We start from the raw sequence: 22,212 nt of genomic DNA, 5'->3' as shown, positions 1-22,212 counted from the left end.
TGAAACGAGAGGGAGAGCCGTTAAGCCCTCCCTCCAGGCTCAGGTGCCAGGGCCAGGTGCTAGCGCCAGGCGGCCACCTGAAGTTGGTTACCGCGTGACAGTCGCCAGCTCGAAGGAGCACTCGCAGCGCAGCTTGTCGTGGCCGCTGAACTTCGAGGCGATCAAGAGGGTGCCGAGGCGGTCCTCCTGTTCCTTCATCACCACACGAAGACCACGACGGTTCAACGTGCCGACCGCCATGGGGTTCGAGATGAACCCAACGGTGTTCACGAAGTTGCCCTGGAACTTGGCGTTGCCAGTCGTGATGTTGGTCTTCGGGATGTGGTTGGTGCCCTTGGTCGCAATGCCGGCGACAAGGCCGACCTTCGCGTTGCCACGATCGCCCTGGCCCGTGGTGACCTCGGCGTCGATGCCCGTATAGCGGGAGAGCAGAAGGTACTGCGCCCACGGGAGGAACGCCTTGATGTCGCCGCCGCCGATGTCATAGGTCTTGATGTACTCGACGGCCTTGAAGTAGGCCGTTTCGAGCTGCGCCGGGTCGGTCGCCATGTTGGCGTGGAACGCATAGGACGGCACGGGGCCGCCCTGATAGTCCGGCACGGTGACGCGGGAAGCCAGCACGTGCATGATCGCAACGCGCTTGTCGAAGGTGGTAGACAGGGACTCACCCAACTGCCGGGCATAGGGCGCCTGGATGTCGTAGTGGGCCATAAGTTCGTCCACCTCGGCGACGAACGCGGAGTCAACCAGCATCTTGTCAAGGCTGATGATCTTCTCGTTGTGCTCCACGGTGCCGCCCGTGATGAGTTCGCCGGGGGTGTGCTCCGTGGCATCACGCTTGCGGCCGATGATCGGGAAGCTGTCCGCCTTGCCGCGCTGGATGGTGCGCGTATAGGTGTGCGACTCGAAGTCGTTGGTCTCGGCCCAGGCCTCAAGGACCATCTGGCCGAACTCCGTCAGGAACAACTCGCGGTCGTCGGTGCCGGACTGGCCCTTCTTACCGGGTTGCGAACGGCTGTCGGTATATGCAGACATGCGTGTTCAATTCTCCAATATGTTGATTAGTTCACGATGTGAGAGGATTGGCGCCTGTTAAGACGCAGCGAGTTCGCCGCTCACCAGCCACTCATTGAGGCCGATCTTCACGGCCCAGGTCGTCGCGTACTGCCCCAGGCTCTTGAGGGTCGGGAGGCCCTTGCGCAGCGTGACGCCGCCGATAGCGGTCCAGGTGATCTGGCCGGCGCCATACTGAAGGACCGTGATCTTGGTGCCGATCGGGAACTCCACGTCCGCCTGAAGCGGAACATTGAGGACCGTCGCAGAGCCGTGGGTGTGAACGAGAAGGCTGTCCGCATCGTCTGCGACGAGCGTATACGGCGTTCCCGCAATGGATTTCACCTGGCGATAGCTATCAGCCTCGTCGCCAATGAAGATGGTGCGTTTATCGACCATCGTTACTCCTTGTTGTGGTTGAGCTACCGGGTTGCTCGAAGGTGCCTACTTAGGGGCGCCCTTCCAGTTGCCTTGCGGCTTCCGCGCATCGTCCCCGGTAGATTGAGACGTGGCGTTCTTCCCTCGGATCTCCTCGATGGCCTCATCGGGCACGTCATCGGGTGCCGAGGCGATGGTGGAGACGAGGTTGGCAATGCGACCAGGCGCCATGAACTTGATGGCATTCTTAACGCCGAAGGTGGCCGCGAAGATGATGCTCCAGCCGGCCATGTACCAGCCGGGGGCGTCGGGGTTGAAAGCCTTGAGATACTCAAAGCCTTCGATGATGTAGGGTCGGAGGGGCGGGATGAAGAGACCCACCAGGGGGATGCTCCACAAGATCAGGAGCCACTCGTCTTTCCACGAGGCTTGCGCGGCATCGGCCCACTTAAGGTCCCACTCCACGTCTGCCTTGACCTTGTAGAGGGCCAGCTCTGAGCGGGCCTGCATCTCCTTGACCTTGTAGTCCAGCTCGGCCTCGGCCAACTGTGCCTTCTTCTGCACGTAGCCGGACACAAGGTCCTTGCCCCATCCGAACACCTGGCTGACCGCCGAGATGACCGCGAGAACGGGGAACGCCATGCGCTACTTCCAGTGCTTCTGCGAGCGCTTCAGCTTCTCGCGGACCCGGTTGTGCTCCTGCTGGCGCTTGCCGGCATCGCGGATGTCCTTGATCTTCTTCTGGTCGGCCTTCCAGTCGTCCTTCGTCTTGTAGATGTCACCCCCAGCACCGCCGCCACGGTTCGGCTTGTCGGAGCTGTTGAAGGTCTTGCCGCCCTTGGTGTTAGACTTCTGGTAGCGGGTGATGACGAGTTCAAGGGCCTCCTCGATCGCTGCAGAGTCGCTGCCCTTGAGTGTGGCGTTGAAGCGGGCTTGCTGCTCCTTCGAGTAGCCGCCCTCACGCCCCCACTTCACGGCAGCATCGAGCAGCTCCTTGCCGCCGACCTTTGCGATGGTGCCCGTCCAGAACGCCTTGCGCTGCTCAACGAGGGCCGCCTCGATGGCCTTAACGTCTTCCTTGGGCCAGCCCTTCGAGGCCAGATAGTCATAGGTGCCGTCATCGAGCTGCCCGACGCCATCCTTGATGTTGCGATCGAACTCCGAGGACAGGACATCCATGTTGAACTTCCCGTCTTTCTGATAACGGGTGTCCCACTTAGCTACGTCCTTGGCGTCGAACTTGCCGAGGGGCTTAGTGGCTGGATCTTGTGCCGCCTCCTTATCACCTTCCCCGTCTCCGTCAGCATCGTCACCTTCACCGTCCTGTCCCTCCGATCCCTCTTCGAGATCACCGCCACTATCCTCTTCGGTGTCCTCAGGCCTTTCATCGGGGACTTCCTTCTTGTCCTTCTTCAGGCCGGCATCGACGCCAAGGCCAGCCTCATCGTTGGTCTCGGCGACGGCATCGGGGTTCTCCGGGTCGCCCATCGAGAGGGAGACGCTTGAGTCGGTGCCAATCGCGGTCTCGACATCGAGCGGACCACTCTTTTTAGTTGCCATTTGGCATTACTCCATTCTGTTGAGCTTGTTGTTGCAGGAGGGCTTCCTTGCCCCCCTCGGCCATCGTGCCGGCGACCTTCTCGATGACACCAGGTGCAGCCTGTGCGGCGATGCCCGTCTGGAGTTTCGATTGGTCGTTCGCCTGGATGTCTTTGTCTTCGAGGATAAGGCCTGCGGTCTGGACACCTTCGGATGCGGCCAAGCGGCGGGCATACTCGATGTCGCTCATGACGCGGGCAGCACCTTCTGGGCCGAGATCCTCAACGAGAGCACGACGCAGACGACGCAGAGACGCGCCTTCATGGCTGCGACTCAAGGCATCCACGCCCGTGACGATCTCCGTGCGGACCACATCGGCGCCTGCGATCTTCTCGAAGTCCGGGAGATCCGGCTCCTCCTTCTTGTGGAGGGCGAGGAACTTCATGACCACGTGGCGCTGGATCGTCTGGGCAATCACCGAGTGGAGACCACCCATGGCCTCGTCCAGCTCGCCCGTGAGCTGTACCCACTCCTCGGCCGTGACACGCTCGGCATCACGCTGCACGGAGGAGACCATGAGGTACGCCCTTGCGAGGCGGCGCTCAGCCTTAGCCGTGGTGTTGTCCACGAAGGCGAAGTCACTGCCCTTGTCCACGCGGAGCACTGTGACGTCATTGACTAGGTCACCCGTGACCCACTTGAGGTTACGCGCCTTGATGAGATCCGCCAGCTTGGTCGAGCCGCCCGGCTTCACACCGAAGAGGGTCCACGCAGCCGCCGCCATGCCGTCTTGAAGGGCCGCGTAGCCGTTCTCCACGATGTAATGGTCGCCACGATACTCCTCGGCGTAGGAGCGGCCCCAGTCTTCCCCGTACTGGGGGATCAACCAGCCGGCGTAGATCTGCGGGAGGTCGTCCTGGTCTTCCTTTGAGCCGGGGATGATCTCCCCCTCATACTCGGACCACTCGATGTAGCGCGGCGCATCCTTGCTGCCCACAGTCTTGCAGACACGGTGAGTCGTGATCTCGCACTCCCACGGTGCCTTACCCTCGAAGTCGATCTTGCGCTCCTCACGCATCCGATCGGCGAACTCCTTGGGGAGATCCTCCAAGAGAAGCGTCTCCTCAAGGATAACGAAGAGCTGCTCGCCGCGTTTGTTCCGCTTGACCACGTAGGTGTCCATGCGGTGCACAACCGGATCGCCAATCTTCTCGTGCTCCCACGCTGCGTTGCCGCCAGCTTCGAGCTGCTTCATGTAGGTGACGTAGGCCATGCGGACCCGCGTTGCTTCCATGCGCCGCTTGTGTGTGACCTCCAGGGAGGCGAGGGCCACATTGAGCTTTGAGAGAAGGACTTGCTTGTCGTCCTCCGAGAGGCCGTCATTCTCCTTCTTGAGCTTGTACTCTTCGAGCTCAAACCGCATGGCCGGCCGATTGGGCGGGAACGCAACGTACATCAGCTTGGAGGCAAGCGTGTTGATGCACTGTGCGCCGACTGACTGGTTGTTCTCGCCGATCTGGTCGCCAGACTGGTAGCCTTCGGGCGGGAACAGGGAGGGGATGGTGATCGTTGCCATCTCCCTGGCGGTGCTGAGCACGGCGTCACGCTTGGTCTTAAGCCGGCCGTAGAGCGCCGCTGCGGGTTCGCCGAGGCTGTACTCGCCGCGATCCTTGTGGTCGTAGTCCATTGGGCTACATCTTCAAGCCGGCGCCGGGCTGGGCCGACACGCTGTTGTCCGCACGGCGATACTGCGGCTTGCCACCAGGGCCGAAGTTCTGCTCGTCTTCCTTCTCGCGGGTGGCCGTGATCTCGGCTTCCTCGGGCGGCTTCTCCGGGAGCGGCGGCGGGGGCTTCAGGGTGACAGGCTTGGGGGCTTTACCAAAGCACATGCTTACATCCTCGGCTCGTGGCTATCGCGGCCAGAGTTACGGCTCGAAGATGGGGCATTGAGCCCTGAGCCTCTGGAAACGGCGCCGGGTTGGGCGGACGAAGGCGAAGCGTAAGAGCTTTCCTTCTGGGTGTAGACTTTGTCGGTGACGCCGTTGGTCTCCGTCTCGTAGGTCATCTGAGCGGGCGGCTGCTTGGGGGGATCGGGGGCTTTGCCAAAGCACATCAGTCGGGGTAATCCTCTTCGTCTTCAGGCTCATCGAGTTCATGCGCAGCGCTTCTCTGCGTCGCCATCTCTCGGGCCAATTGTTCGGTGAGTTCCGCCTTGCCGGCGTAGTGCATGTGCTCCTCAAGGCTCTCATCGCGTCTCTTGCAACGCGGCGGATAGAGCTTCTGGAGATGCTCCACGAGGCCCTGCGGGATGTCGGGCCATCTGGTGAGGTCACGGGGCATCGGTCGGAGCCTTCCACCAGTCCTCGTTGCCCTTCGTCTTCTCGATGAGCATCTCCAGCATGCGCTTGGCCTTGAGGAGATCTTCGAGCCCGTTCTTCGCGTCGTAGCGCATCACGTACTTGACGATCTTGCCCACGAGGATGACTGGCCCGAAGTTCTCCACGAGGAACCGGATGGGCTCGATCTTGAAGCGGGCATAGTGGCCCGGCATGATGGCGTTCTTCTTGTAGGTTGCCGCGAGGGCGTCCCTTGAGGCCGTGGTCTCTTCGATGTGCCGCTTCTCGGCCCGCCGAAGGTCCTCTGGCTGGATGTAGTTCATATTGATCCTTGATGCTTCGGCGGCTTGAAGCTGCCACTCGTTGTCTGTCTCGATGTAGCGCACGGCTACTCTTCCTTGGGCATGAGCCCCTTGTCGCGTTGGAGCCAGTTGAGGATGGCGCGAGGCGCGTGTTCATCGCCCTTTACCTCCTTGGCGCGGGAGCCACAGAGTCGGATCGCAAGGTCTTCAATCCTCGCGTCGAGCTTCCGGGCCTCTTCGAGTGTCTGCGTCCGGCCGTACTTCTGGTAAGGCTTCGAGCGCTTCACGAGGATGTTGTAGTTCTCGTAGTCGCGCCACAGGGCCAGAGCGGTGTCATTGAGCCAGCTCGCAGAGAAGAGACCTTGAGCCGGCTTGTAGACGATCGAGAGGGGCAGCGGAGAGTCGGTGATCGCGATGTCCGCCTTCCCCACGAGCCGCCGCAGACGGTGATCCTGGAGGGCTAGGACCAAGAGCTGGTTGTCGTTGAGCAACTTGATGCGCTCCTCGTAGACCAGGTCCTTGGCAACCTCAGTGACAAGCTCGACGCGATACCCTGAGAGCTTCATGAGGTTGAACAGGCCGGCCGCCGTGGTGCTCTTCCCGGCTCCTGGTCCCGCCCATAGGTTGATGACGAGCAGGTTGGGTCCCTTAGGCTTGAACAACATGTTGGCCTCCTGCCAACGCATTAGGGGGCTCCCAGAGCTTGATCTTGCCGTCGTCCGCCAGGTCACCGTGCCGAAGGATCCTAGCCATGCGAGCGTTCTTGAGAGCCACGCCCTCATCGAGCCCCTCCTTGCGATAGTGGGAGACGATGCAGGCCCACACATCCTCAGTCGGCTCAGCGACCCACTTGGTGGTCTTCTGCCCCTTGTTCTTGCCGCGAGTGATCACGCCTTCCTCGGGCTTGAGGATGACCGGGTTGTCGATGATCCGTGCGGCTCGCTCAGGGCCAATACCGGGACACCCGTAGTATCCGTCGATGCGGTCCCCTGCGAGGGCCTGGATCATGTGCATCCGGTTGGCCTGCTCCAAGGTCGTCGTGGTGATGATGGGCTTGCCGTTGCCGTCCATGTCCTTGAGCTTGTGGTAGCGCCCCGGGAAGCTCAGGAAGTCCTTGTCGCGGCCCACGACGATGGCGCTCGGGTCCTCCGTTGCGGCGATGCCCAGGCAGTCGTCAGCTTCAAGGCCCGGCACGTGGGTGGCCTTGTAACGGTCACGGAGGTATTGCTTCATGCGGCCGAGGAGCATGGGCCGCACGGACGTCTTGCGGTTGTCCTTGTAGGTCGGCTCGACGTGCATCCGCCAGTTGGCCTCGGGGTCGCTCAGGTAGACCCACATGACCTCGGACTGGAGCCGCCTCTTGAGGAGGAACAGCATATTGTCGACGGCCACCTGGCCTTCCATGATGTTGGCGAAGGGCCAGACGTACCCGAAGTCGTCCTCGTAGGTCTTCTGCACGGCCGACGCGGCGACGAACGCTATGACATCGCCGTCAACGTAGAGCGTCGGGGCGGTCTTGTGGTCGATCTCGCCGGCCGTCACAGCGAGCACCACGGCTTGAAGTTAAGCACGAGGGCCTTGTTGTAGAATTCCGCTTCAGCCTCCCGCAGGAGGTAGTCCTCCTCGATCTTGCCGGCGTGGTAGTCCCAGTTGGTGATCGCGAAGACCTCGAACCAGTAGCGGCCCGTGTAGTAGATGAGCTTGGCGGTGCTCCAGAAGGGAAGCGCTGGGGCAAGTGCCCAGATGCGATCGGCATCAGGGTTGTTCACGAAGCCGGCGAAGAAGGTGATCAGGAAGCAGATGCCCGTGAAGATAGCCAGGCAGTAGGCCGCCACAAGCAGCACCGCGAAGGTCGGTCCGAGGCCCAGCGTGGCGATGGCATAAAAGAGGAGCGCCCCGGTGCCCACAAGGGCCAGGGTCCCGAAGGTTTTCATGTGGTGATTACTCCGAAGAGTTGTTGCGTAAAGCGATGAGCCCCTCGGCGGTCACGTGCCAGAGGCGGCTGTAAGAGCGTCCATCAGGAGCGATGTTGCTGATCCACCCAAGGGACGCTGCGAGGGCGATGGATGGGGAGTGCTGTCGCGCATAGTTCGATTGGATAGAGATCGGCGCGAGGCAGGCCGTGAGGACTATCTCCCAGATTACTACAGGAACAGCTCCCCGGTAGCCGACGCCAGACACAGCACGAGAACGACCAAGAGGGCCGCCACTGCCACCATCGTGTCGTCGTCTAGTGGGTTTCGGCCCATGTGCGTCCTGTCTTGTGCTCTGAGGCGAGGGGGCAGAGGACTTTGAGGATCTCGCCGGCTTTCTCGATGGCTTCCCTTGAGGCTTTGCCGATGACAGGCCCAAGGCCCGCCTTATGTTCGATCTGGAGTTCATCGTGCACCCATGCGACTTGCTTGAAGTCCACGCCAGGCACGAGACCTTGGGCCTTCAGGTTGCGATGCGTGAGCACCATCCACAGCTTGCAGATGATGGCACCGTCGGATTGGAGCTGAGAGTTGAGCGCCGCGTGTTCCTTGCGCACAAAGATCTTGCGGCCATCCAGCCCTTCGAGCCACTTCTGGCGCTTGGCGGTGGCCGTGATGGCGAGCTTCAAGGGCATAAGGCCCTCAATGCCCGACTCGAACTTCTTCTTGACGCGGGAGCCCTTGGCGATGAGCGCACAGGTCATGTCGTCAGGACGCACATACTTCTCGCCGTCTCGGCGCTGCATGTACCGCAAGTAGCCGTTAAGCTCCTTCGAGGTGAGCAGCTCGGGCAGCTCTTCGGGTGTGACGCCAACGTCGATGCCGATCGGAAGCGGCCCTGAGCCGTAGAGCGTCTTGTAGGTGGTCGTCTTGGTGTCCTTACGGCTCAGCCCGGTTAGCTTCGAGTTTTCCTCATGAATGTCGAGGCTGGGATCAGACACGCGCTTGGTGAATGCCCCTTTGTCGAAGGGATGAAGGCGATGCCCCAGGTCCCGCAGCTCAAGTCCGCTAGCGTCGGTGCCGGTAAGCTCGTTGCCCTCATCCACGGTAAAGAGATCTCGGGACTCCCAGCCGTAGCCACCGTCAACGCCCTTGATGGGCTCCTTGGAGACAACCTTCCCGTTCGCATCTTTGACCTCATTGAGTTCAACGCTGGCGACGTTCCCCAGGTTCGGGTCCTTGTGGGCGCCACGCATTGTGATGGTGCCGAGGGGATCGCACCTGCCGTGGATCCGTCCTGTCGCCTCATTCACCAGCCCAAGGTACGACTTGTTGCCGATCGAGACGGTCCCGCGAGTCTTGGCAATGACGAAGTAATTCTGGAGCATCTTCTTCACGCCAGGCGGAAGGATGTGCTCAGGGATCTCCGCGACGACGCCTTCATCAAGTGTCGGCTTGCCAGTCTTCGGGGAGAACTTCGTGGGCCGCCATCCGTACTCGGCGACCAGGCGCTCACCAAGGTGGTCCTTAGAGCTGGCATTGAAGCTCATGCGCTTGATGCGAACGAAGGGGGCTTCCGGTGTGTATTCGGCAACTGGAGGCCCAACATAAGGCTTCAGCTCTTTGCCGGTCTTCTCGCTCTTCCTCGGGATCGTCACATCAGGCAGATGCGTTAGCTTCTCCTTCATGGCCCGAGGCGCACGGCGGCCGACCTTGGGATCATCGAGAGGTTGCCACCACGCAGGGAACGCACGGCCGAGAGCTTCCTCAATGTCCGCCTGAGCGTTGCCAAGGTCCTTGGCGAGCCGTATGGCTTTCGGCTTGTCGAGCTTGAAGCCCGTGTCTTCCTGCTCCCGCATCAGCTCGGCCACGCGGTGCTCCAGGTCCACACAGAACTCGGACCAGATGAAGCCATCTTCAGGCGGGTTCTTTGGGTCCCACCCGAGGCGCTTCCTCGCGAGCAGCCACAGGGCCTTGTTCACCTTCACGTCTGAGACGCAGCGCTCGCCCATGTAGTCGGTGTACTTGGTCCAGTCCGTGATGTCGGCACCAACCTTGTGGATCCCGAGGCGATAGCCCCAGGCCTCGATGGACTGCCGCTTGAGGAGCTTGCCGGGCATCTTATGATTGAGGAACAGCTTGTAGTCGCGGTCCATGAGGGTCTCGGCCGGCCACACCATCCGGCAGATGATGAGGGTGTCGAGGATCTTGGGGGCCTTCCACCACGGGTTAAGGTGCTTGATGGCCCGGTGGTCGTAGTCGGCGCCGTTGTGGGCGATCGTCAGCTCACCCTCATCCTGGAGGAACTCAATGCCCTCCTTGATGCGGTCGGGCGGGAAGAACCAGGCGTCGTCACTGTAGGCGTCCTCCACGGCGAGGCAGTGGAGCTTGGTCATGGCGGGGATATTGCGGGTGGCCTTCAGGAGGCCGTTGCCCTCAACGTCATACACCAGGGTGCGTTTGCCCATCAGTCGGTGGCGAGCTTAATGCGGCCTGGTTGGAAGACGGCTCGATTGACAGCCATGAAGCCCTGCTCGATTTGAGTACGGCCTATCGCGAGCCACCGCTGGTCGATCGAGGGGTCATCCTTCATAGCGTCGAGCTGCCTGAGAACAACTTCCTCGACCTGCTTGTTGGCGTTCACGACGTTTACCCTGTCGGAGGACTGCGGCTTATAGCCGGCGACAGGAAGTCCGCTGTGTGTGCTCATCTGCTTGCCAGCCAGTAGAGGATTACGAAGAGGGCGACGAACACGAGCGCCACTGCGGCCGGCCCATAGAGGGGCAAGAGGACAAGCCACCAGGACCACGCGATGGTGCCTGTGAGCTTCAGGTAGATGAACAGGAGGCCAAGCAACCCGAAGATCGGGAAGCCCACGGTGATGTTCTTCAAGGCTATTCTCCCTTGAGAAGGTGACGCGCTTGGATGCGCAAATGGGTGGCTTGCTGGATGTTGCCCTGGCGCATCGCCGTATCGGCTCGATGCTTCAGGACTTGGACCTCACGGAATGTCTCGGGGTCCGGCTGCGCGAAGGCGTCCACTAGACGCGGTCCATCCAGTCGCGAAGCTCGCCGATGAAGTAGATCACCGCAAGGACAGGCAAGGTGATCGGCCAGAAGGCGGCTCCCACGATGGTAGGCACCTGGCGAAGACGGTTGCCATGCGCCGAGAGAAGCAGCCCGTAGAAGCCAATGGCTCCGACCACCCAAAGCCACACCAGGGCGATGACGAGAAGTGTTATCATGTTAGTGAACCTTGAAGTTCTTCCTGCGGACGGCAGCGTCGATGCCGCTCTTCACGCGCTGCATCCAGTTCATGGCCTCCATGTGCACCTGGGCGAGCGGCTTCTTGCTCAGGTCATCGAGTGGCGAGTCATTCGTGTACTCGGGGAGGGACTGGTAGTTGATGGAGTAGTGGAGGAGAGCATCGTAGCCGCGCCGCAACATGTCGATGAAGGCGTAGGCCAGATTAAGCTTGGTGCTCAGCTCCGTGTTTGTCTTCTGGAGGCTCCCTATAAGGGCGTCCTTCTTATCGTTGGTCTCCAAGTTGGTATGCCTCAATATTCGGCGGGGCCAAATGTCGTACCTCCGCTTGCTATTTCGTTGAGTCTTCCCGTGGCTTCATCGAACCTCAGGGTTGTGGCTATGCCGGTCTTGCCTTGACGGCGGTTCTTCAGGATCCTGATGACGACATCGTTGGCCGCCTGGGGGTCCTCGGCTTGCTGGTTGCGCTCCATGCCGATCACCACGTTGGCGAACTGCCCGATCGAGTTGGAGCCGCGAGCCTGCTTGAGGGAGATCTGGCCGCCTTCCTCGTGGCTGGTGCCTTCAGGCCGCGTGAGGTGGTGCGAGATGACGATCGGGACGCTGAGTTCCTTGGAGGCCTTCGCGAGGACCATAGTCACCCAGTCGATCGCGCGGCGCTCATCCCGATCTTCCATGCCGGCGATGATGAAGCTCAGGGGATCGACCACCACGAGCCGGCACCCGAGGGCCTTCACCAGGTAGTAGATGTACCCGATGATGGCCTTCATGCCCCACTCGGCCGTCTCCGGATCGAACATCCAGAACTTGCCGGAAGAGAACAGCTCCTTGTGCAGGGCCGCGCGTTCTTCCTTCGGTGTCGGCGTGATGGTGAGCCGCTTGGAGGCGTGAACACTCATGATGCCCAACATGACATCCGCACGGACGTCCTCGAAGCCAAGGTGGCCGATCACCACGCCTTGCTTGAGGAGCGTGTACTCGATGTGGAAGAGGCCTGTGGTCTTGCCGACACCCGCGCCGGCCAGGAGGTAGATGACCGTGGCGTCTTGGATCCCCATGGTCGCGGCATTGAGTCCGGCCCAAGGCCAGTCGTAGCCTCGGAGAGCAACCTCATCGGCGGTCACGTCCTCAAGGCAGTCCGCAGCGTTGACGATGCCCTTGGGCTTCCACGTCTCGGCCGAATAGATCGCCTCCTCGATCTCCCCTGGCTTGTTGGCCTGGAGACAGCCTGAGGCGTCCTTGCGGGTCTCATTGACCTTGGCGAGCTTTACCTTGCCGACCTGGAAGAGCTGGGCGCACTCCGTGGCCGCCTTCTGGCCCGACTCGTCGTTGTCGAAGAAGAGGACGATCTCGCTGAAGCGGTCAACCCACCTGTAGTTGGCCTTGAGGTGCTTGGCGGCGGCGCCATCTCCTCCACCAACAGACACCGAGGCGCACTTGAAGTTCATCACCTGGGCAACCGACATGGCGTCTATCTCGCCAGTGGTCACGACCAGGCGCTTGTCGAACCTCTCGCCGAATACTTGCTGTCCGAACAGCTTGCAGGGCGTCGTTGAGCCGCCAATCGTGGGAAACGTCTTGTCGGCCTTGCGTATCTTCTGAACGCAAAGCTCGCCGTCTTGGCTGTAATAGGGGGCCACATGGACAATCTCGCCGGCATCCTTATGGAGGAAATAGCCGTAGCGGCGCAGGGTTTCGGCCTTGAGCTTGCGTTTTGGGAGGTCCTCAAAGCTTCCCGTGGGGATGAGATCGGCCCTGCGTGGTAATGTCGAGAGTTCGAGTCTCTCGTCGTCTGCGCCGTGGGGACTAGCCTTGTGGTACGCGCACCCGGCCGACCAGCAATGCTCATGCCCATCATCGTAGATCTTCAGGTTATCGGGGCTTCCACATTGGGGGCACGGCGCTTTGATGGCACTCAAAGCTTGGCCTTCGCGTATTGCCCGGCGGCCACGTTCTCGGCGGCAACCTCCTGCTCATTCGGGAAGCCGTTCTTGCGGGCATCGAGATCCACCACGCAGTAGCGCGGGATGTTGAGGAGCCGAGGGGCGTAGCCCGGTGCAGCATCCGCAGGGACAGTCTTCACGCCCTTCTCATCGATCGAGACGACACGCTTGGCATCGAGCCACATCGCTGAGCTGACGCGCTTCGGGTGCCACAGGATGTCGCCCACGATGATCTCGACGCCACGGAGGTCCTTGAAGCTAGGCATTGGTGGGCTCCTTGATGACGATCTCGACGGGGACAAGCTCGTAATCGCTATGCGGACACTGTTTGCCGCCCCCGTAGGTGTGTCCCTCGGTCCACCGCTTCTTGCTCTTAGTGGTCCAGCCGACTACGTTAGCCTCGCTAAGTTCTCGGGTATGGCCTCCGCCGAGGGCCACATACTCGCCATCACGCGCAAGGCACTCATCGTGGGCTTCCTTCTTGTCAGCCAGAAACGTGGCCTCGGGTTTGTCCTTGTAGAAGGACGGCGAGTCTCTCACTAAGTCGAACCACCAGTCGCTAGCTTTCGCTGCACTGGGGCCGTTGTAGCGGACGACGAAGCGATCACTCATCGCGCATAAGCCCTTCCGTGCCGAAGAGGTCCTCATTGTCAGCATCCTCTACGGCGGACTCTAGCCACGAGGCCACCAGAAGCAGGAACTCAGCGTTGTCCTTGTTGGCGTCCACAAAGCTTTGGACGTTCGCAAGGACGCCCGCGATGTAGCGCTTGACGGCCTCTTCGTTCATGTCATCGACACGCATCAAGCCTTCTCCTTCTTGGAGTACTTCTCCTTGACGGCCTTGTTGGCCTCGCTGCCGCCATCGCCACCCAGGCGGTAGCTCATGTAGGAGCGGCCGAAGTGATCCGTCTTCCAGGTGCCCGTGATGTGCTGACCGAGGCCACGAAGCTCCTGGATGCGCTTGGTGAGAGACCCAATGCCCATCGTTGTGAGCGCCACCACGGGGGTCAACGTGCGGCCGGTCATCAGGTACTCAAGGATCATCCGCTTCTGGCCCCTGATGTTGTCGGGGATGTTGGTGGCCTTGTCTCTCAACGCCTTGTCGAGGGCCTTGAGGTGCTTGATGTTGGTCATGGAATGATCCCGTACTTGCGATACATGGTGAAGTCGTCGCGGAGCTGCTCAATGTCCAAGTCCGGGCAGGAGCACTCACGCTTGCGGAACCTCTGGACCTCCGTGTGGGCGATGATCTTGATGTCAGGCCAGGTGCGCATCAGCATGTTCATCACGCCGAAGAGAGCCTTGCGTTGATCGAACGTGAAGGCACCTCCCTCAAGCCAGCCATCCATGTGGGCGCCACCGACGAGGCACAGCCCAATGCTATCGAAGTTGTGGCCGGGCGTGTGGGAGCCCCATACGGTCCAGTCGCGGGTCTGCGTCACGGTGCCGTCACGGTCGAGGATGGCGTGGTAGCCAACGTCCATGAGGCCCAGCTCTCGGCCCTTGTTCCGCAGGTAGTCCGTGATGTTCTCGACGTTCGGCCCCGTGTGCGAGTCGTGGAGGATGATGCGGCGCGTGATGTCTCGGGGGCGGAACTTGATGCGCGAGAAGAGGGTCTCGTTGTTCATGTGATGGCCTCTGTGAGACACACGCGGACTTCGCGCCAGGCTCGAACGCTGTGAGACTTAGGAAGCGAGATAAAGCGCCTCACGTAGATCTTGGCGTCGTTGAGATGAGGGGTTGTCGCGCACTGTTCGTAGTTCGAGTACGAGACGTACTGGTCGTTGTGCATCTCGGCCACCCAGAGCCGGCGAGGCTTCTTCATCGCTTCAATACCTCTTCGGGTTTCTTCTTCGGCCCCGGCTCAAGGATCCAAGCCTCGGGGATCAGCTTCGTGGCCCACTTAAAGCCATGCTTGTCGCACCACTGCGCGTAGCTCGTCGGGCTTCCCTTGTAGATTGGGTCCGTGGGGCGCTGGAACACGAAGCGGATGTCCAGCTCGGGGTGCTGCAACTTGATGAACAAGTGCTTGGCGCGGTCCTCTGGCTCCAGCTTGCCCTTGGTCTCCACGATGATGCCATTGGGCAACGGGAAGTCGGGCGTGTAGCGGCGCTTGATCTCGGGCACAGTGTAGGGGATCTTGATGGACTCGAAGGCCACCTTGATGCCCTTCGCTTCGAGGAACTTGGCGTTCTTCTCCTCCAAGCCGCTCCGGTAGCCGTGCGCAAGGCCACGAGCCTCTTGTCGGTCCTTCGCGCCCTTCACTCTTGTCCACCATGCGCCGCCCCGCCTCCAAGACTGGCGAGATACGGCCATGCGCTAGGTGGCCAACTGGACGAGAACCCAGATGCCGGCGCCGATGCCCAACACCCAGCCTAGTGCGTTGAGGAAACCCGCAGCGCATCCGATCGTGAGAAACTTAATAGTCTCCATCGTTGGTGCCTCCCTCGGTGGCATTGCCGAAGCCTTGGGAAGCTCCATCATCGCCCTGCACATAGCCGCCCTCGATGGCACCGAAGCCCTTGGACGTGCGCTGAGCCTTCTTGATGAGCTGCACCTTGGCGAAGTCCAGGCGACACCCGGCCTGCTTGAGACCAGTCATCTTGGTGGGGCGCGGCTTGTAGAGGATGCGGATCTCATCGCCGTTGAAGATCTTCACGCCCTTGATCGGCTTGTCGGCCGCATCGTGGACAACGATCTCGATCTCCTTACGCTCACCGGCCTTGGTCTCGATGATGTGGTTCTGCTTGAAGTTGAACCAGGTGCGGCCAGTCTCGTTACCGTCTTTGTCCACCTCGGCCTCAAACGGGTAGTAGACCGAGTACTTCTTCCGTTCGCCGGGCGTCATATCCTTGGTCACCTCGGCGTGGCCGGCTTCGGCCGCCGCTGCGATCTCCTTCTTGAAGGACTCAGCGAGTTCACCGGAAAGGGCGAGCGCCGTGTGGAAGAGGCCGTCCGCGTTGTACTTGGTGTCGGCCTCGTGGATCCACGGGAAGTCGGCAGCTTCGCCGCGCGGGGAAATCTTGTAGGTCACTCGGAGCCTCCCTGGAAAGGAGCAGCCACTTCGACGCAGCCTGAGGGCGGCTCATCGAGAAGGCGCATTGAGTTGCCCGTGCTGTTCTGTAAGAGGAACGTCACGATGAAGGTGAAGAGGAAGACTGCGAGCAGGAACAGCCAGTTCTCGCGAATGTAGTCCCAGTATTCCCGCATGGGGATCACTCCTTGGGTTGAGGACGGTTCTTGTTGGTGAGGACCAACCCGGCGAAGTCTCGCAACGAGTCGATCTGTGCGTTGCCCTTGTGGTGGAAGGGCTCGTCGCGCAGCATCTTCATCCCGATGGAGTGGATCTCCTGGGGGTCGAGCTGGAGGCGGTTACAGAAAGCGGCAAACAGGATGGCGACTCCGGCGATCTGCTCGAAGTTCGGCCGCTCCTGGATCGGGAAGAGAGCGCCATGTGCAACCTCGGCGGCGATGTCGCGTGGAAGCGAATAGAGGCGGTCCTTGTCGATAAGCGGCATGCGGCTCTCCGTTTGAGAATAGGTGCCTCGGTGCCGAACCCTTGGGGGATGCGGGGAGGAGCGGGAGGGCTCGAACACCGAGGACTTTGAGATGACCCATCTGGAGCCACGCGAGGGGACGGAACGTGGTCGGTGTGTGTCATCTACAGTGAGGGAATTGCGCTCACTTAGTGATTAGATCACTTTATGAGAGCATTTAGGCAAAGAAGTAGGTGCTCTCGCGGACGCCCTCTAGGTCCAGGCTTCCCTTCGGCGGTACCTCAGGCAGGTCCTTGTCGGATCTCGCAACGTCAGCGCAAGCCGTGCGGAACTCCGTCAAGGGACACTCTTTATATGTCTCGATGAAACAATCCCGAAGAGCGTCGTGCACAGTCCACATGTCGGCCGCGAGAGCCCCGAAGCTGTCGTGGATGGTTGTGATGTAGCGGACACCTTGCTCTCGAACCCGTAGGATCGTGCTCATGAGGGCCGAGGCATCAAGCGAGTGCACGAAGTTCGGAGAGATCGCCGTGAGGACGTCCGCGTTGTTAAGCTCTGCGGTTGTCTTCCAGTTCGCGATCTGGAGGCGCTTCCCATCAAGAAGTGTATCCAGCCGCATCATCTTCCGCTTCCCGTAGAAGTGCCTGACGTAGAAGCCGATTGGTGTGCGCCAGTAGAGAGCCCTCTTGTGGCCCCGCGAGGCAACACGGGCACACTGCTTGATCCACGTCATGACCTCCTGGGGGCGCAGCAAGTAGCCGCCCACAACGTCCCACATGATGTGCGCCAGCCACTTGGCGTGGGCGAAGCGTTCTTCCTTCGGGATGAAGTTCTCGTGGGGATCGTTCTCTTTGATCCACTTCAAGGTGTACGTGGTGTAGGCATTGCGAGTGCCGCCATAGGGCAGGATCATGACGGGCCGCTTAGTGACGGACCTTGGGAGCCGCCCGTTGCACATCCGCATCCAGGTCTTCGCGATGGGATCATCAAGCTTCCCAATCTGGGCTTGCACGAGGTCGGCCACCTCCTGGTAGATGTCTCGGGGGACATCGCCGGGGATTAGGTTCACCGAGGCGCCACCCACGGAGTCCCTGAGCATGGCCGAGAGATGCTGGATGCCGTTGCAGGTACCATCGACGCGGATGGGAAGCGATGAGACGAAGCCATCGCCGTGCTTCCAGTAGTCCACTATCTCGAAGATAGCCGCGAGGGCTTGCCACGGGTTGTCGCAGGTCATCCACGAGCGATCATCAAAAGGATCGGCCGCGATGCGCTCCCACTTGGGGCGATACTCTTCGACCCACTCAAGGCGCTCCTCGTTGCTAACCTTGTCGTTGCCCCAACTGTTGGCGAGCTGGATCCCGAGCCAGCCATTAGTGCCGGCCTCCTTGGAGATCTTCTTGCCCTCCGCGAAGGTGAGCAAGCCTCGCGCCAGGTCGTTGCCTTGAGGCTGGAGCGCAACGGGGATCGGGTAGAGGCGCCCCCGGAAGTCGAGCATGTGGGGGAAGTATATCTTGTCCTCGGCCGCGAGTTGGGCCGCGAGGTTGAGGTTGCGCCGGGCAGTGGCCGCCTTGGATATACGCTTGGCGTTGTTGCCGTGGACGACTGACGCCTCCTTCTTCCACCTCTTCAGAGACTCGGGGTTGGTGTCCTGGTCGGCATAGCGTGGAGGAAGCTGCTCCTTGCCCTTCTTCGGGATGCTCAGCTTGTCGGTGCCAATGTCGAGGTCGAAGACACGCTGGGCCACCGCGAGGATCCGCTTGTTGATCTTCCACGGGACAGACTGGAGGTGGTTCACGGCCTTATAGACGTTCGGCATGGAGAGCGCCTCGAAGTCCGCAATAGCCATCCCTCGCTCCTCCTCCTGCGAGGTCTTGAAGCTGATCAGGAAGGGCCGTCTTATGATGTTCGTGTAATAACCGCCATCACGCGGGCCATTCCACTTCTTGGGCGGCATGATGGTAGGCAGGTAGAGGGGCGTCGAGATCTCGGCGACCTCAAGTGCATCAGAGATCCACTCGATAGCCTCATTCTTCAGGGCAAGCACCATGGGCGGGCTCTTCGTGCTCTTGAACTTGCGGTCCACCATCTCGGGGCGTACCTCGAATTGCTTGGTGTAGCGCACGAGGATATCCACGCAGGCCAGCCCAAGGTGCTTGCGGTGATCATCGGGCCAGTCCGCCCAGTCAACGTATTGCCGGCCCTTCTTGTTGAAGAGGTTGATGTTGACCCGACGCCTGTGGATCGGAGTGGATCGCCTCCGTGTCATGTTCTCTTGGAGGCCCCCGAAGCCTTCGTCCTCGGAGTCTTCCCAGGCACGTATCATCGCCTCGTACTCGATGTTCTGCCCGATGTCGGCCGCTACGGAGATGAGCAACAGACGGTTGGCCGCGATACGGTCGAGCACGGTGCGGCACGTGATGTACGCCAGGATCTCGGGCGGAAGGGCGTCCACGTAGTTGAGGGCAACGGGCTTGGCTCCACGCTTCTTCTTTGTGGCCTCGATCCACTCGGTGACGCCTTTGGTGATCGGCTCAATCCACTCCTGCATGAGGCGCCTGTAAGGCTTGAGGCGCGTGAGTTCGTCTTTGGTGCGGGCATCGTTCAAGCGCTCCCGGAAACGCTCAGCCCCGGCTTGGAGCATGTAGCGTTCGAGCTCAACTTGACGATCCCACAGAGGATGGGTCGTCGGGTCAAATGGCATATTGGTGTTAGGCTCCTGCGCGGCCTTTGTGGTAATCGGCAACGGTGCACTCGCCGCGTGGCTCTAGCTTGACGTCCTTAAAGAATATCTGGCTGCGCACCTGGATGCCGTCCTCCTCGAAGCTCACCCATCGGACGGGTGCATGGGCCACGGTCGTGTTGAGACACGCAAGGAAGACCGCTTCGGTGACATCAGCGTCCGCCGCGAGGGCACCAAGAGCGAACTCGCTGGCGGCCCCAATGGCGTAGTGCTCTGCGGGATCTTCACGAAGCACCACACCATCGGAGAAGAGGTACGGCAGGTGAGGCTCGGTCTGGCGCACGATGATGCCCGTGAAGTCCTTGAACCTCGTGAAGCGCTCATCGTATTCGAGGCCCGTGCGGATGTCCTCGAAGGAGTTTCTCGCCTCGATCTGCTTGAAGAACAGCGTGAAGGCCGGATCATCGCCGGCAGCACCATAGAGGATGACCTCCTCGGTGGGCTGCTCGGTGCCCTTGAGGATCTTCACGACCTTGCGGCCCAGCTTGATGGCGCCCTTCGAGTGAAGCATGTTGCCCCACCACGACCCGCTGTCGGCCGCGAGGATACCGTCCTTGTAGATTACTAACGACATGTGATCAGCCTTTCAGAACGCAGACTGTGATGAGGCCGTGGGATCTGTAGGTCTCGGTGTAGGTCCGCTCGATGCGGTCCTTGGCAACCTCGCAAGCGAGCTTCTCGTCAAACTCAATGTGATCGACCGCCTTGCCGGACTGGTAGCCTTCCAGCCCCAGTAGGATGATGAGGATGTACTTCATGGCGCTCAGTCCTCCTCGCCTTCGAGGATCATCTCGCAGAGACCCCCGATCATGAAGACAAAGAGTGTGCTGAGGAAAAGCATCATCATGTAAAAGCCGAAGTACGCGATAATGCTACCTGCACCGCCCTTCGAGAGAGACCAGTCGTAGACAAACAGGACTGCCACGAAGATAGCGTAGTAGGCGCCCCAGCGGATGAGGCGATCAGCCCCGAACTTCTTGACGATCTTGGAGGACATGGCTTCTAGTAACCTTTCTGTCTGCGACGACGAGCGCACTCACGGGCGCCTTGATGGGGCATGTACTTGGAGCGGCTGTGGCGTTGAGGCGTGTCTTCAGGCCAGGCGCCGAGGGCCTGCCACAGGGGCTTGAAGACGTGTGGAGACGGCGGGCACATCACTTCTTGAGCCCCATGTCCGACTCATAGCTGTCGATGAGGGACTGGAGGAACGGAAGGCGCCGCGAGATCCAGAACTTGAGGGCCATCTTCTCCATGAGCGCGATCATCATGTCCATGATCGTGTCCTTCTTGAAGTCGGGCGGCCTCTTACTGTTCATCTCCGTATTGTGGTCGGCAAACCACGTGTCACTCTCAGGAATGTCCGCGATGCGCTTCCACAGGTTGGCATCGGCCATGGCCTTGCGGTCCTCGTGGAGCTTGCCATCGAGGTCGCGGAACACGGTGAGCTGCTCGGCGCCGCTGGTGTTGTTCGATGTGAAAGTCATTGGGTCTTCCTCTTTCTGGGTTTGGTGAAGGTGACGTCGATGTCCCGCCCCGTGGCACTCTTGAGCCAGCGCTTGGCGGCGAACTTGACGCGGTTCGGGTAGTCTTTCGTGAGGTGGTATCCGGTGCCGGCCTTGAGAGCCTCGACGTCCACTAGGTGCGCGTGGGCGTGGGTCTCCCAAAGGAGCGGGATCTCGATGAGGCGCTTGCAGATGGCGTCGAAGGCCTCGTCAGAGATGACCGCAGTGTCGTGCTCGTAGTAGAGGTACGAGGACATCAGGTAGACGGACACGAGGGTAAGGGGCTTCGCGTCTTTAACTGCGATGTCCTCCTCCACCATCACCGCACCCTCTTGAAGATGGCTTTGAGGTGCGTGTGGTCGATGACGTTGATGTTGAACGTCTGCTTGGCCCATTGCTTGAAGTAGGGCAGCGTGTAGGTCTCGAAGTAGACGGGGATGAACCGCTCGCCCAGAAGCGCGTGAAGGCGCTCGGGGGTTAGCGCGAAGTAGTCCTCACGCCACTCACTCTCCCAGTTGTCGCGGTGCTGCTCTTTGAGGAGGAGATGGACGAAGCTCTTCTGGCTCTTGCGGATGAACCCGAAGCGCTCCTCGTGGGCAACCATCCGCTTCCACGCGAGAGGAAACTTCACGTCAACCGTGTAGCCTCGGCGCTCATCGTCTTCGATCTCTTTGTTGGTTTGCCCCCAGTACATGTCGCGGATGACCACGTACTCAGCATTGCGGATTGCCTGGTTGTGCGGGGCTCCATAGTCGGCCGAGGCTACCACCTCGTGGAGCACCGAGGAGAAGACGACCACACGCGGCCCCTCGATACTCAACCAGTCAGCCTGCGCTTTGTGCCAATCGCTCGCGTACTTGATGACTCCGCGACCATCCTGCCTCGCGTTGAGTATCTGCACGTGGTCATTGTCGTAGCCGACCACTGGGTGGCCGAGCGGTGTGCTCGCAGCGATCTCGCGTGTGAGGACCCCATCGGCACACCCGAAGTCCAGCCATGCGTTGCGTCCCCACAGCGCCGGATGTTCAAGGAACCACTTCTTGTCGTCCAGCGAGCGGGCCATTAGTCCGTTTCTGATAATAGATGACTTTATGAGAGGATTTTCGGAAGGCTTCACGATTGCGCCTCCATCTCCAAGGCCTTCTGCTTGGCTCTCGCCAGGTGGGCCATGATGTCGTCGTGGGTGGTCTTCTTGCGATCGTTGAAGTCTACGTAGGTGTTGCATTCGGTTACGCCTGGTGGTGCTGCCTCATCAAGGCTGCGGTCCGCCAGATCGCCGAGTTGGCCACCAGACTTCAGAAAGGCGCCCAAGACACACCAGCATGTTGCAGCCGGGCTGTCGGCCAGCACGGGACGGCCACGGAAATCTCTGGCGGCGGCGCCCTTGGTCCACCGCTTCGGGTCACGCAGGAGGTCTTCCATCTTCGCGATGATCTCGCTTGGTTTCGTGCTCATGGCGGGCCTACCAGTCGATCGCCGGATCGCGGCTCTCAAGGACGCTGAGCTTCAGGCCCGACCGATCGTCCACGAGCACGGTAACGGTCTGGAAGTCCCCCTCATCGGTGAGCCTCAAGCGCCTCTTGGCCCGTCTCAGGGCAGGATCGCCACGCCACGCCGAATGTGAGTTAGATGAAGATACGGTAGGATATGGTTTTTGCGAGAACATCGATGGTAGTTCCTCTAATTGCGCTCATATAGTAAATAGATAACTTTATGAGAGTAGTCGGGCCAGATTTTGAGTCT

General features: G+C 60.6%; 34 protein-coding genes. All 34 read right to left on the bottom strand.

Annotated features, from left to right (window positions below; all coding sequences use genetic code 11):
• Positions 1-87: 87 nt before the first annotated feature.
• On the bottom strand, positions 88-1,035 hold the full coding sequence (locus JHL16_RS34705) for a major capsid protein (protein WP_200189765.1): 948 nt from the start codon (positions 1,033-1,035) through the stop codon (positions 88-90).
• Positions 1,036-1,092: 57 nt separating this feature from the next.
• Positions 1,093-1,452: a hypothetical protein gene (locus JHL16_RS34700; protein WP_200189763.1), complete on the bottom strand. Its 360-nt coding sequence runs from the start codon at positions 1,450-1,452 to the stop codon at positions 1,093-1,095.
• A gap of 45 nt (positions 1,453-1,497) precedes the next feature.
• A complete protein-coding gene (locus JHL16_RS34695) occupies positions 1,498-2,073 on the bottom strand; it encodes a hypothetical protein (RefSeq protein ID WP_200189761.1) in 576 nt (191 codons plus the stop codon).
• A gap of 3 nt (positions 2,074-2,076) precedes the next feature.
• Positions 2,077-2,991, bottom strand: a complete 915-nt coding sequence (locus tag JHL16_RS34690; protein ID WP_200189759.1) for a hypothetical protein — start codon at positions 2,989-2,991, stop codon at positions 2,077-2,079.
• On the bottom strand, positions 2,981-4,657 hold the full coding sequence (locus JHL16_RS34685; protein ID WP_200189751.1) for a portal protein: 1,677 nt from the start codon (positions 4,655-4,657) through the stop codon (positions 2,981-2,983). The genes JHL16_RS34690 and JHL16_RS34685 overlap by 11 nt, the downstream gene beginning before the upstream one ends.
• A gap of 4 nt (positions 4,658-4,661) precedes the next feature.
• Positions 4,662-4,859, bottom strand: coding sequence for a hypothetical protein (locus tag JHL16_RS34680; protein WP_200189749.1), 198 nt, complete (start codon positions 4,857-4,859; stop codon positions 4,662-4,664).
• A gap of 223 nt (positions 4,860-5,082) precedes the next feature.
• Positions 5,083-5,310 (bottom strand): hypothetical protein, encoded by a 228-nt coding sequence (locus JHL16_RS34675; RefSeq protein WP_200189747.1) that lies wholly within the window; start codon positions 5,308-5,310, stop codon positions 5,083-5,085.
• A complete protein-coding gene (locus JHL16_RS35485; RefSeq protein WP_200189745.1) occupies positions 5,300-5,692 on the bottom strand; it encodes a DUF3310 domain-containing protein in 393 nt (130 codons plus the stop codon). Before JHL16_RS35485 ends, JHL16_RS34675 begins: the two co-directional genes overlap by 11 nt.
• Positions 5,693-5,694: 2 nt before the next feature.
• The gene (locus JHL16_RS34665; RefSeq protein WP_200189743.1) at positions 5,695-6,273 is read right to left on the bottom strand and encodes an AAA family ATPase; all 579 of its coding nucleotides are present in this window, start codon (positions 6,271-6,273) and stop codon (positions 5,695-5,697) included.
• On the bottom strand, positions 6,257-7,150 hold the full coding sequence (locus JHL16_RS34660; protein ID WP_200189741.1) for a hypothetical protein: 894 nt from the start codon (positions 7,148-7,150) through the stop codon (positions 6,257-6,259). The genes JHL16_RS34665 and JHL16_RS34660 overlap by 17 nt, the downstream gene beginning before the upstream one ends.
• Positions 7,147-7,542 (bottom strand): hypothetical protein, encoded by a 396-nt coding sequence (locus JHL16_RS34655; protein WP_200189738.1) that lies wholly within the window; start codon positions 7,540-7,542, stop codon positions 7,147-7,149. Before JHL16_RS34655 ends, JHL16_RS34660 begins: the two co-directional genes overlap by 4 nt.
• A gap of 296 nt (positions 7,543-7,838) precedes the next feature.
• A complete protein-coding gene (locus tag JHL16_RS34650) occupies positions 7,839-9,989 on the bottom strand; it encodes a DNA polymerase (RefSeq protein WP_200189736.1) in 2,151 nt (716 codons plus the stop codon).
• Positions 9,989-10,231, bottom strand: a complete 243-nt coding sequence (locus JHL16_RS34645; RefSeq protein WP_200189734.1) for an Acb2/Tad1 domain-containing protein — start codon at positions 10,229-10,231, stop codon at positions 9,989-9,991. Before JHL16_RS34645 ends, JHL16_RS34650 begins: the two co-directional genes overlap by 1 nt.
• The gene (locus JHL16_RS34640; RefSeq protein WP_200189732.1) at positions 10,228-10,413 is read right to left on the bottom strand and encodes a hypothetical protein; all 186 of its coding nucleotides are present in this window, start codon (positions 10,411-10,413) and stop codon (positions 10,228-10,230) included. The genes JHL16_RS34645 and JHL16_RS34640 overlap by 4 nt, the downstream gene beginning before the upstream one ends.
• Positions 10,414-10,561: 148 nt before the next feature.
• Positions 10,562-10,765: a hypothetical protein gene (locus tag JHL16_RS34635; protein ID WP_200189730.1), complete on the bottom strand. Its 204-nt coding sequence runs from the start codon at positions 10,763-10,765 to the stop codon at positions 10,562-10,564.
• Position 10,766: 1 nt separating this feature from the next.
• On the bottom strand, positions 10,767-11,066 hold the full coding sequence (locus JHL16_RS34630) for a hypothetical protein (protein ID WP_200189728.1): 300 nt from the start codon (positions 11,064-11,066) through the stop codon (positions 10,767-10,769).
• An 11-nt stretch (positions 11,067-11,077) separates the two neighbouring features.
• Positions 11,078-12,703: a DnaB-like helicase C-terminal domain-containing protein gene (locus JHL16_RS34625; protein ID WP_200189727.1), complete on the bottom strand. Its 1,626-nt coding sequence runs from the start codon at positions 12,701-12,703 to the stop codon at positions 11,078-11,080.
• A complete protein-coding gene (locus JHL16_RS34620; protein WP_200189726.1) occupies positions 12,700-12,993 on the bottom strand; it encodes a hypothetical protein in 294 nt (97 codons plus the stop codon). The genes JHL16_RS34625 and JHL16_RS34620 overlap by 4 nt, the downstream gene beginning before the upstream one ends.
• The gene (locus tag JHL16_RS34615; RefSeq protein WP_200189725.1) at positions 12,986-13,339 is read right to left on the bottom strand and encodes a hypothetical protein; all 354 of its coding nucleotides are present in this window, start codon (positions 13,337-13,339) and stop codon (positions 12,986-12,988) included. The genes JHL16_RS34620 and JHL16_RS34615 overlap by 8 nt, the downstream gene beginning before the upstream one ends.
• Complete coding sequence (locus JHL16_RS34610; protein WP_200189724.1) at positions 13,332-13,529, bottom strand: hypothetical protein; 198 nt, start codon at positions 13,527-13,529, stop codon at positions 13,332-13,334. Before JHL16_RS34610 ends, JHL16_RS34615 begins: the two co-directional genes overlap by 8 nt.
• Positions 13,529-13,861 carry a helix-turn-helix domain-containing protein gene (locus JHL16_RS34605; RefSeq protein WP_200189723.1) on the bottom strand — a complete coding sequence of 111 codons (333 nt, stop codon included), beginning with the start codon at positions 13,859-13,861 and terminating at the stop codon, positions 13,529-13,531. Before JHL16_RS34605 ends, JHL16_RS34610 begins: the two co-directional genes overlap by 1 nt.
• Positions 13,858-14,355, bottom strand: a complete 498-nt coding sequence (locus JHL16_RS34600; RefSeq protein ID WP_200189722.1) for an N-acetylmuramoyl-L-alanine amidase — start codon at positions 14,353-14,355, stop codon at positions 13,858-13,860. Before JHL16_RS34600 ends, JHL16_RS34605 begins: the two co-directional genes overlap by 4 nt.
• Before the next feature lie 193 nt (positions 14,356-14,548).
• Entirely contained in the window at positions 14,549-14,992 is a 444-nt protein-coding gene (locus JHL16_RS34595; RefSeq protein WP_200189719.1) for a hypothetical protein, read from the bottom strand.
• Positions 14,993-15,146: 154 nt separating this feature from the next.
• Complete coding sequence (locus tag JHL16_RS34590; protein ID WP_200189718.1) at positions 15,147-15,761, bottom strand: hypothetical protein; 615 nt, start codon at positions 15,759-15,761, stop codon at positions 15,147-15,149.
• Complete coding sequence (locus JHL16_RS34585) at positions 15,758-15,937, bottom strand: hypothetical protein (protein ID WP_200189717.1); 180 nt, start codon at positions 15,935-15,937, stop codon at positions 15,758-15,760. Before JHL16_RS34585 ends, JHL16_RS34590 begins: the two co-directional genes overlap by 4 nt.
• 5 nt (positions 15,938-15,942) lie before the next feature.
• On the bottom strand, positions 15,943-16,245 hold the full coding sequence (locus JHL16_RS34580; RefSeq protein WP_200189715.1) for a hypothetical protein: 303 nt from the start codon (positions 16,243-16,245) through the stop codon (positions 15,943-15,945).
• A gap of 196 nt (positions 16,246-16,441) precedes the next feature.
• Positions 16,442-18,928: a DNA-directed RNA polymerase gene (locus JHL16_RS34575; protein ID WP_200189714.1), complete on the bottom strand. Its 2,487-nt coding sequence runs from the start codon at positions 18,926-18,928 to the stop codon at positions 16,442-16,444.
• A gap of 7 nt (positions 18,929-18,935) precedes the next feature.
• Complete coding sequence (locus JHL16_RS34570) at positions 18,936-19,541, bottom strand: hypothetical protein (RefSeq protein ID WP_200189713.1); 606 nt, start codon at positions 19,539-19,541, stop codon at positions 18,936-18,938.
• Positions 19,542-19,545: 4 nt separating this feature from the next.
• Positions 19,546-19,725 carry a hypothetical protein gene (locus tag JHL16_RS34565; protein ID WP_200189712.1) on the bottom strand — a complete coding sequence of 60 codons (180 nt, stop codon included), beginning with the start codon at positions 19,723-19,725 and terminating at the stop codon, positions 19,546-19,548.
• A 5-nt stretch (positions 19,726-19,730) separates the two neighbouring features.
• Positions 19,731-19,964, bottom strand: coding sequence for a hypothetical protein (locus JHL16_RS34560; RefSeq protein ID WP_200189711.1), 234 nt, complete (start codon positions 19,962-19,964; stop codon positions 19,731-19,733).
• Positions 19,965-20,121: 157 nt separating this feature from the next.
• A complete protein-coding gene (locus tag JHL16_RS34555; RefSeq protein ID WP_200189709.1) occupies positions 20,122-20,451 on the bottom strand; it encodes a hypothetical protein in 330 nt (109 codons plus the stop codon).
• Positions 20,448-20,789, bottom strand: a complete 342-nt coding sequence (locus JHL16_RS34550; protein ID WP_200189708.1) for a DNA ligase LigA-related protein — start codon at positions 20,787-20,789, stop codon at positions 20,448-20,450. The genes JHL16_RS34555 and JHL16_RS34550 overlap by 4 nt, the downstream gene beginning before the upstream one ends.
• Entirely contained in the window at positions 20,789-21,532 is a 744-nt protein-coding gene (locus JHL16_RS34545) for a class I SAM-dependent methyltransferase (protein WP_200189707.1), read from the bottom strand. The genes JHL16_RS34550 and JHL16_RS34545 overlap by 1 nt, the downstream gene beginning before the upstream one ends.
• A gap of 50 nt (positions 21,533-21,582) precedes the next feature.
• On the bottom strand, positions 21,583-21,924 hold the full coding sequence (locus tag JHL16_RS34540) for a DUF6197 family protein (RefSeq protein ID WP_200189706.1): 342 nt from the start codon (positions 21,922-21,924) through the stop codon (positions 21,583-21,585).
• Positions 21,925-22,212: the final 288 nt, after the last annotated feature.

The organism is Taklimakanibacter albus, assembly GCF_016595235.1.
GTDB classification, from domain to species: domain Bacteria; phylum Pseudomonadota; class Alphaproteobacteria; order Rhizobiales; family Aestuariivirgaceae; genus Taklimakanibacter; species Taklimakanibacter albus.
Note: the sequence above shows the minus strand (reverse complement) of the source record. Positions and strands in the feature narration are given on the sequence as shown.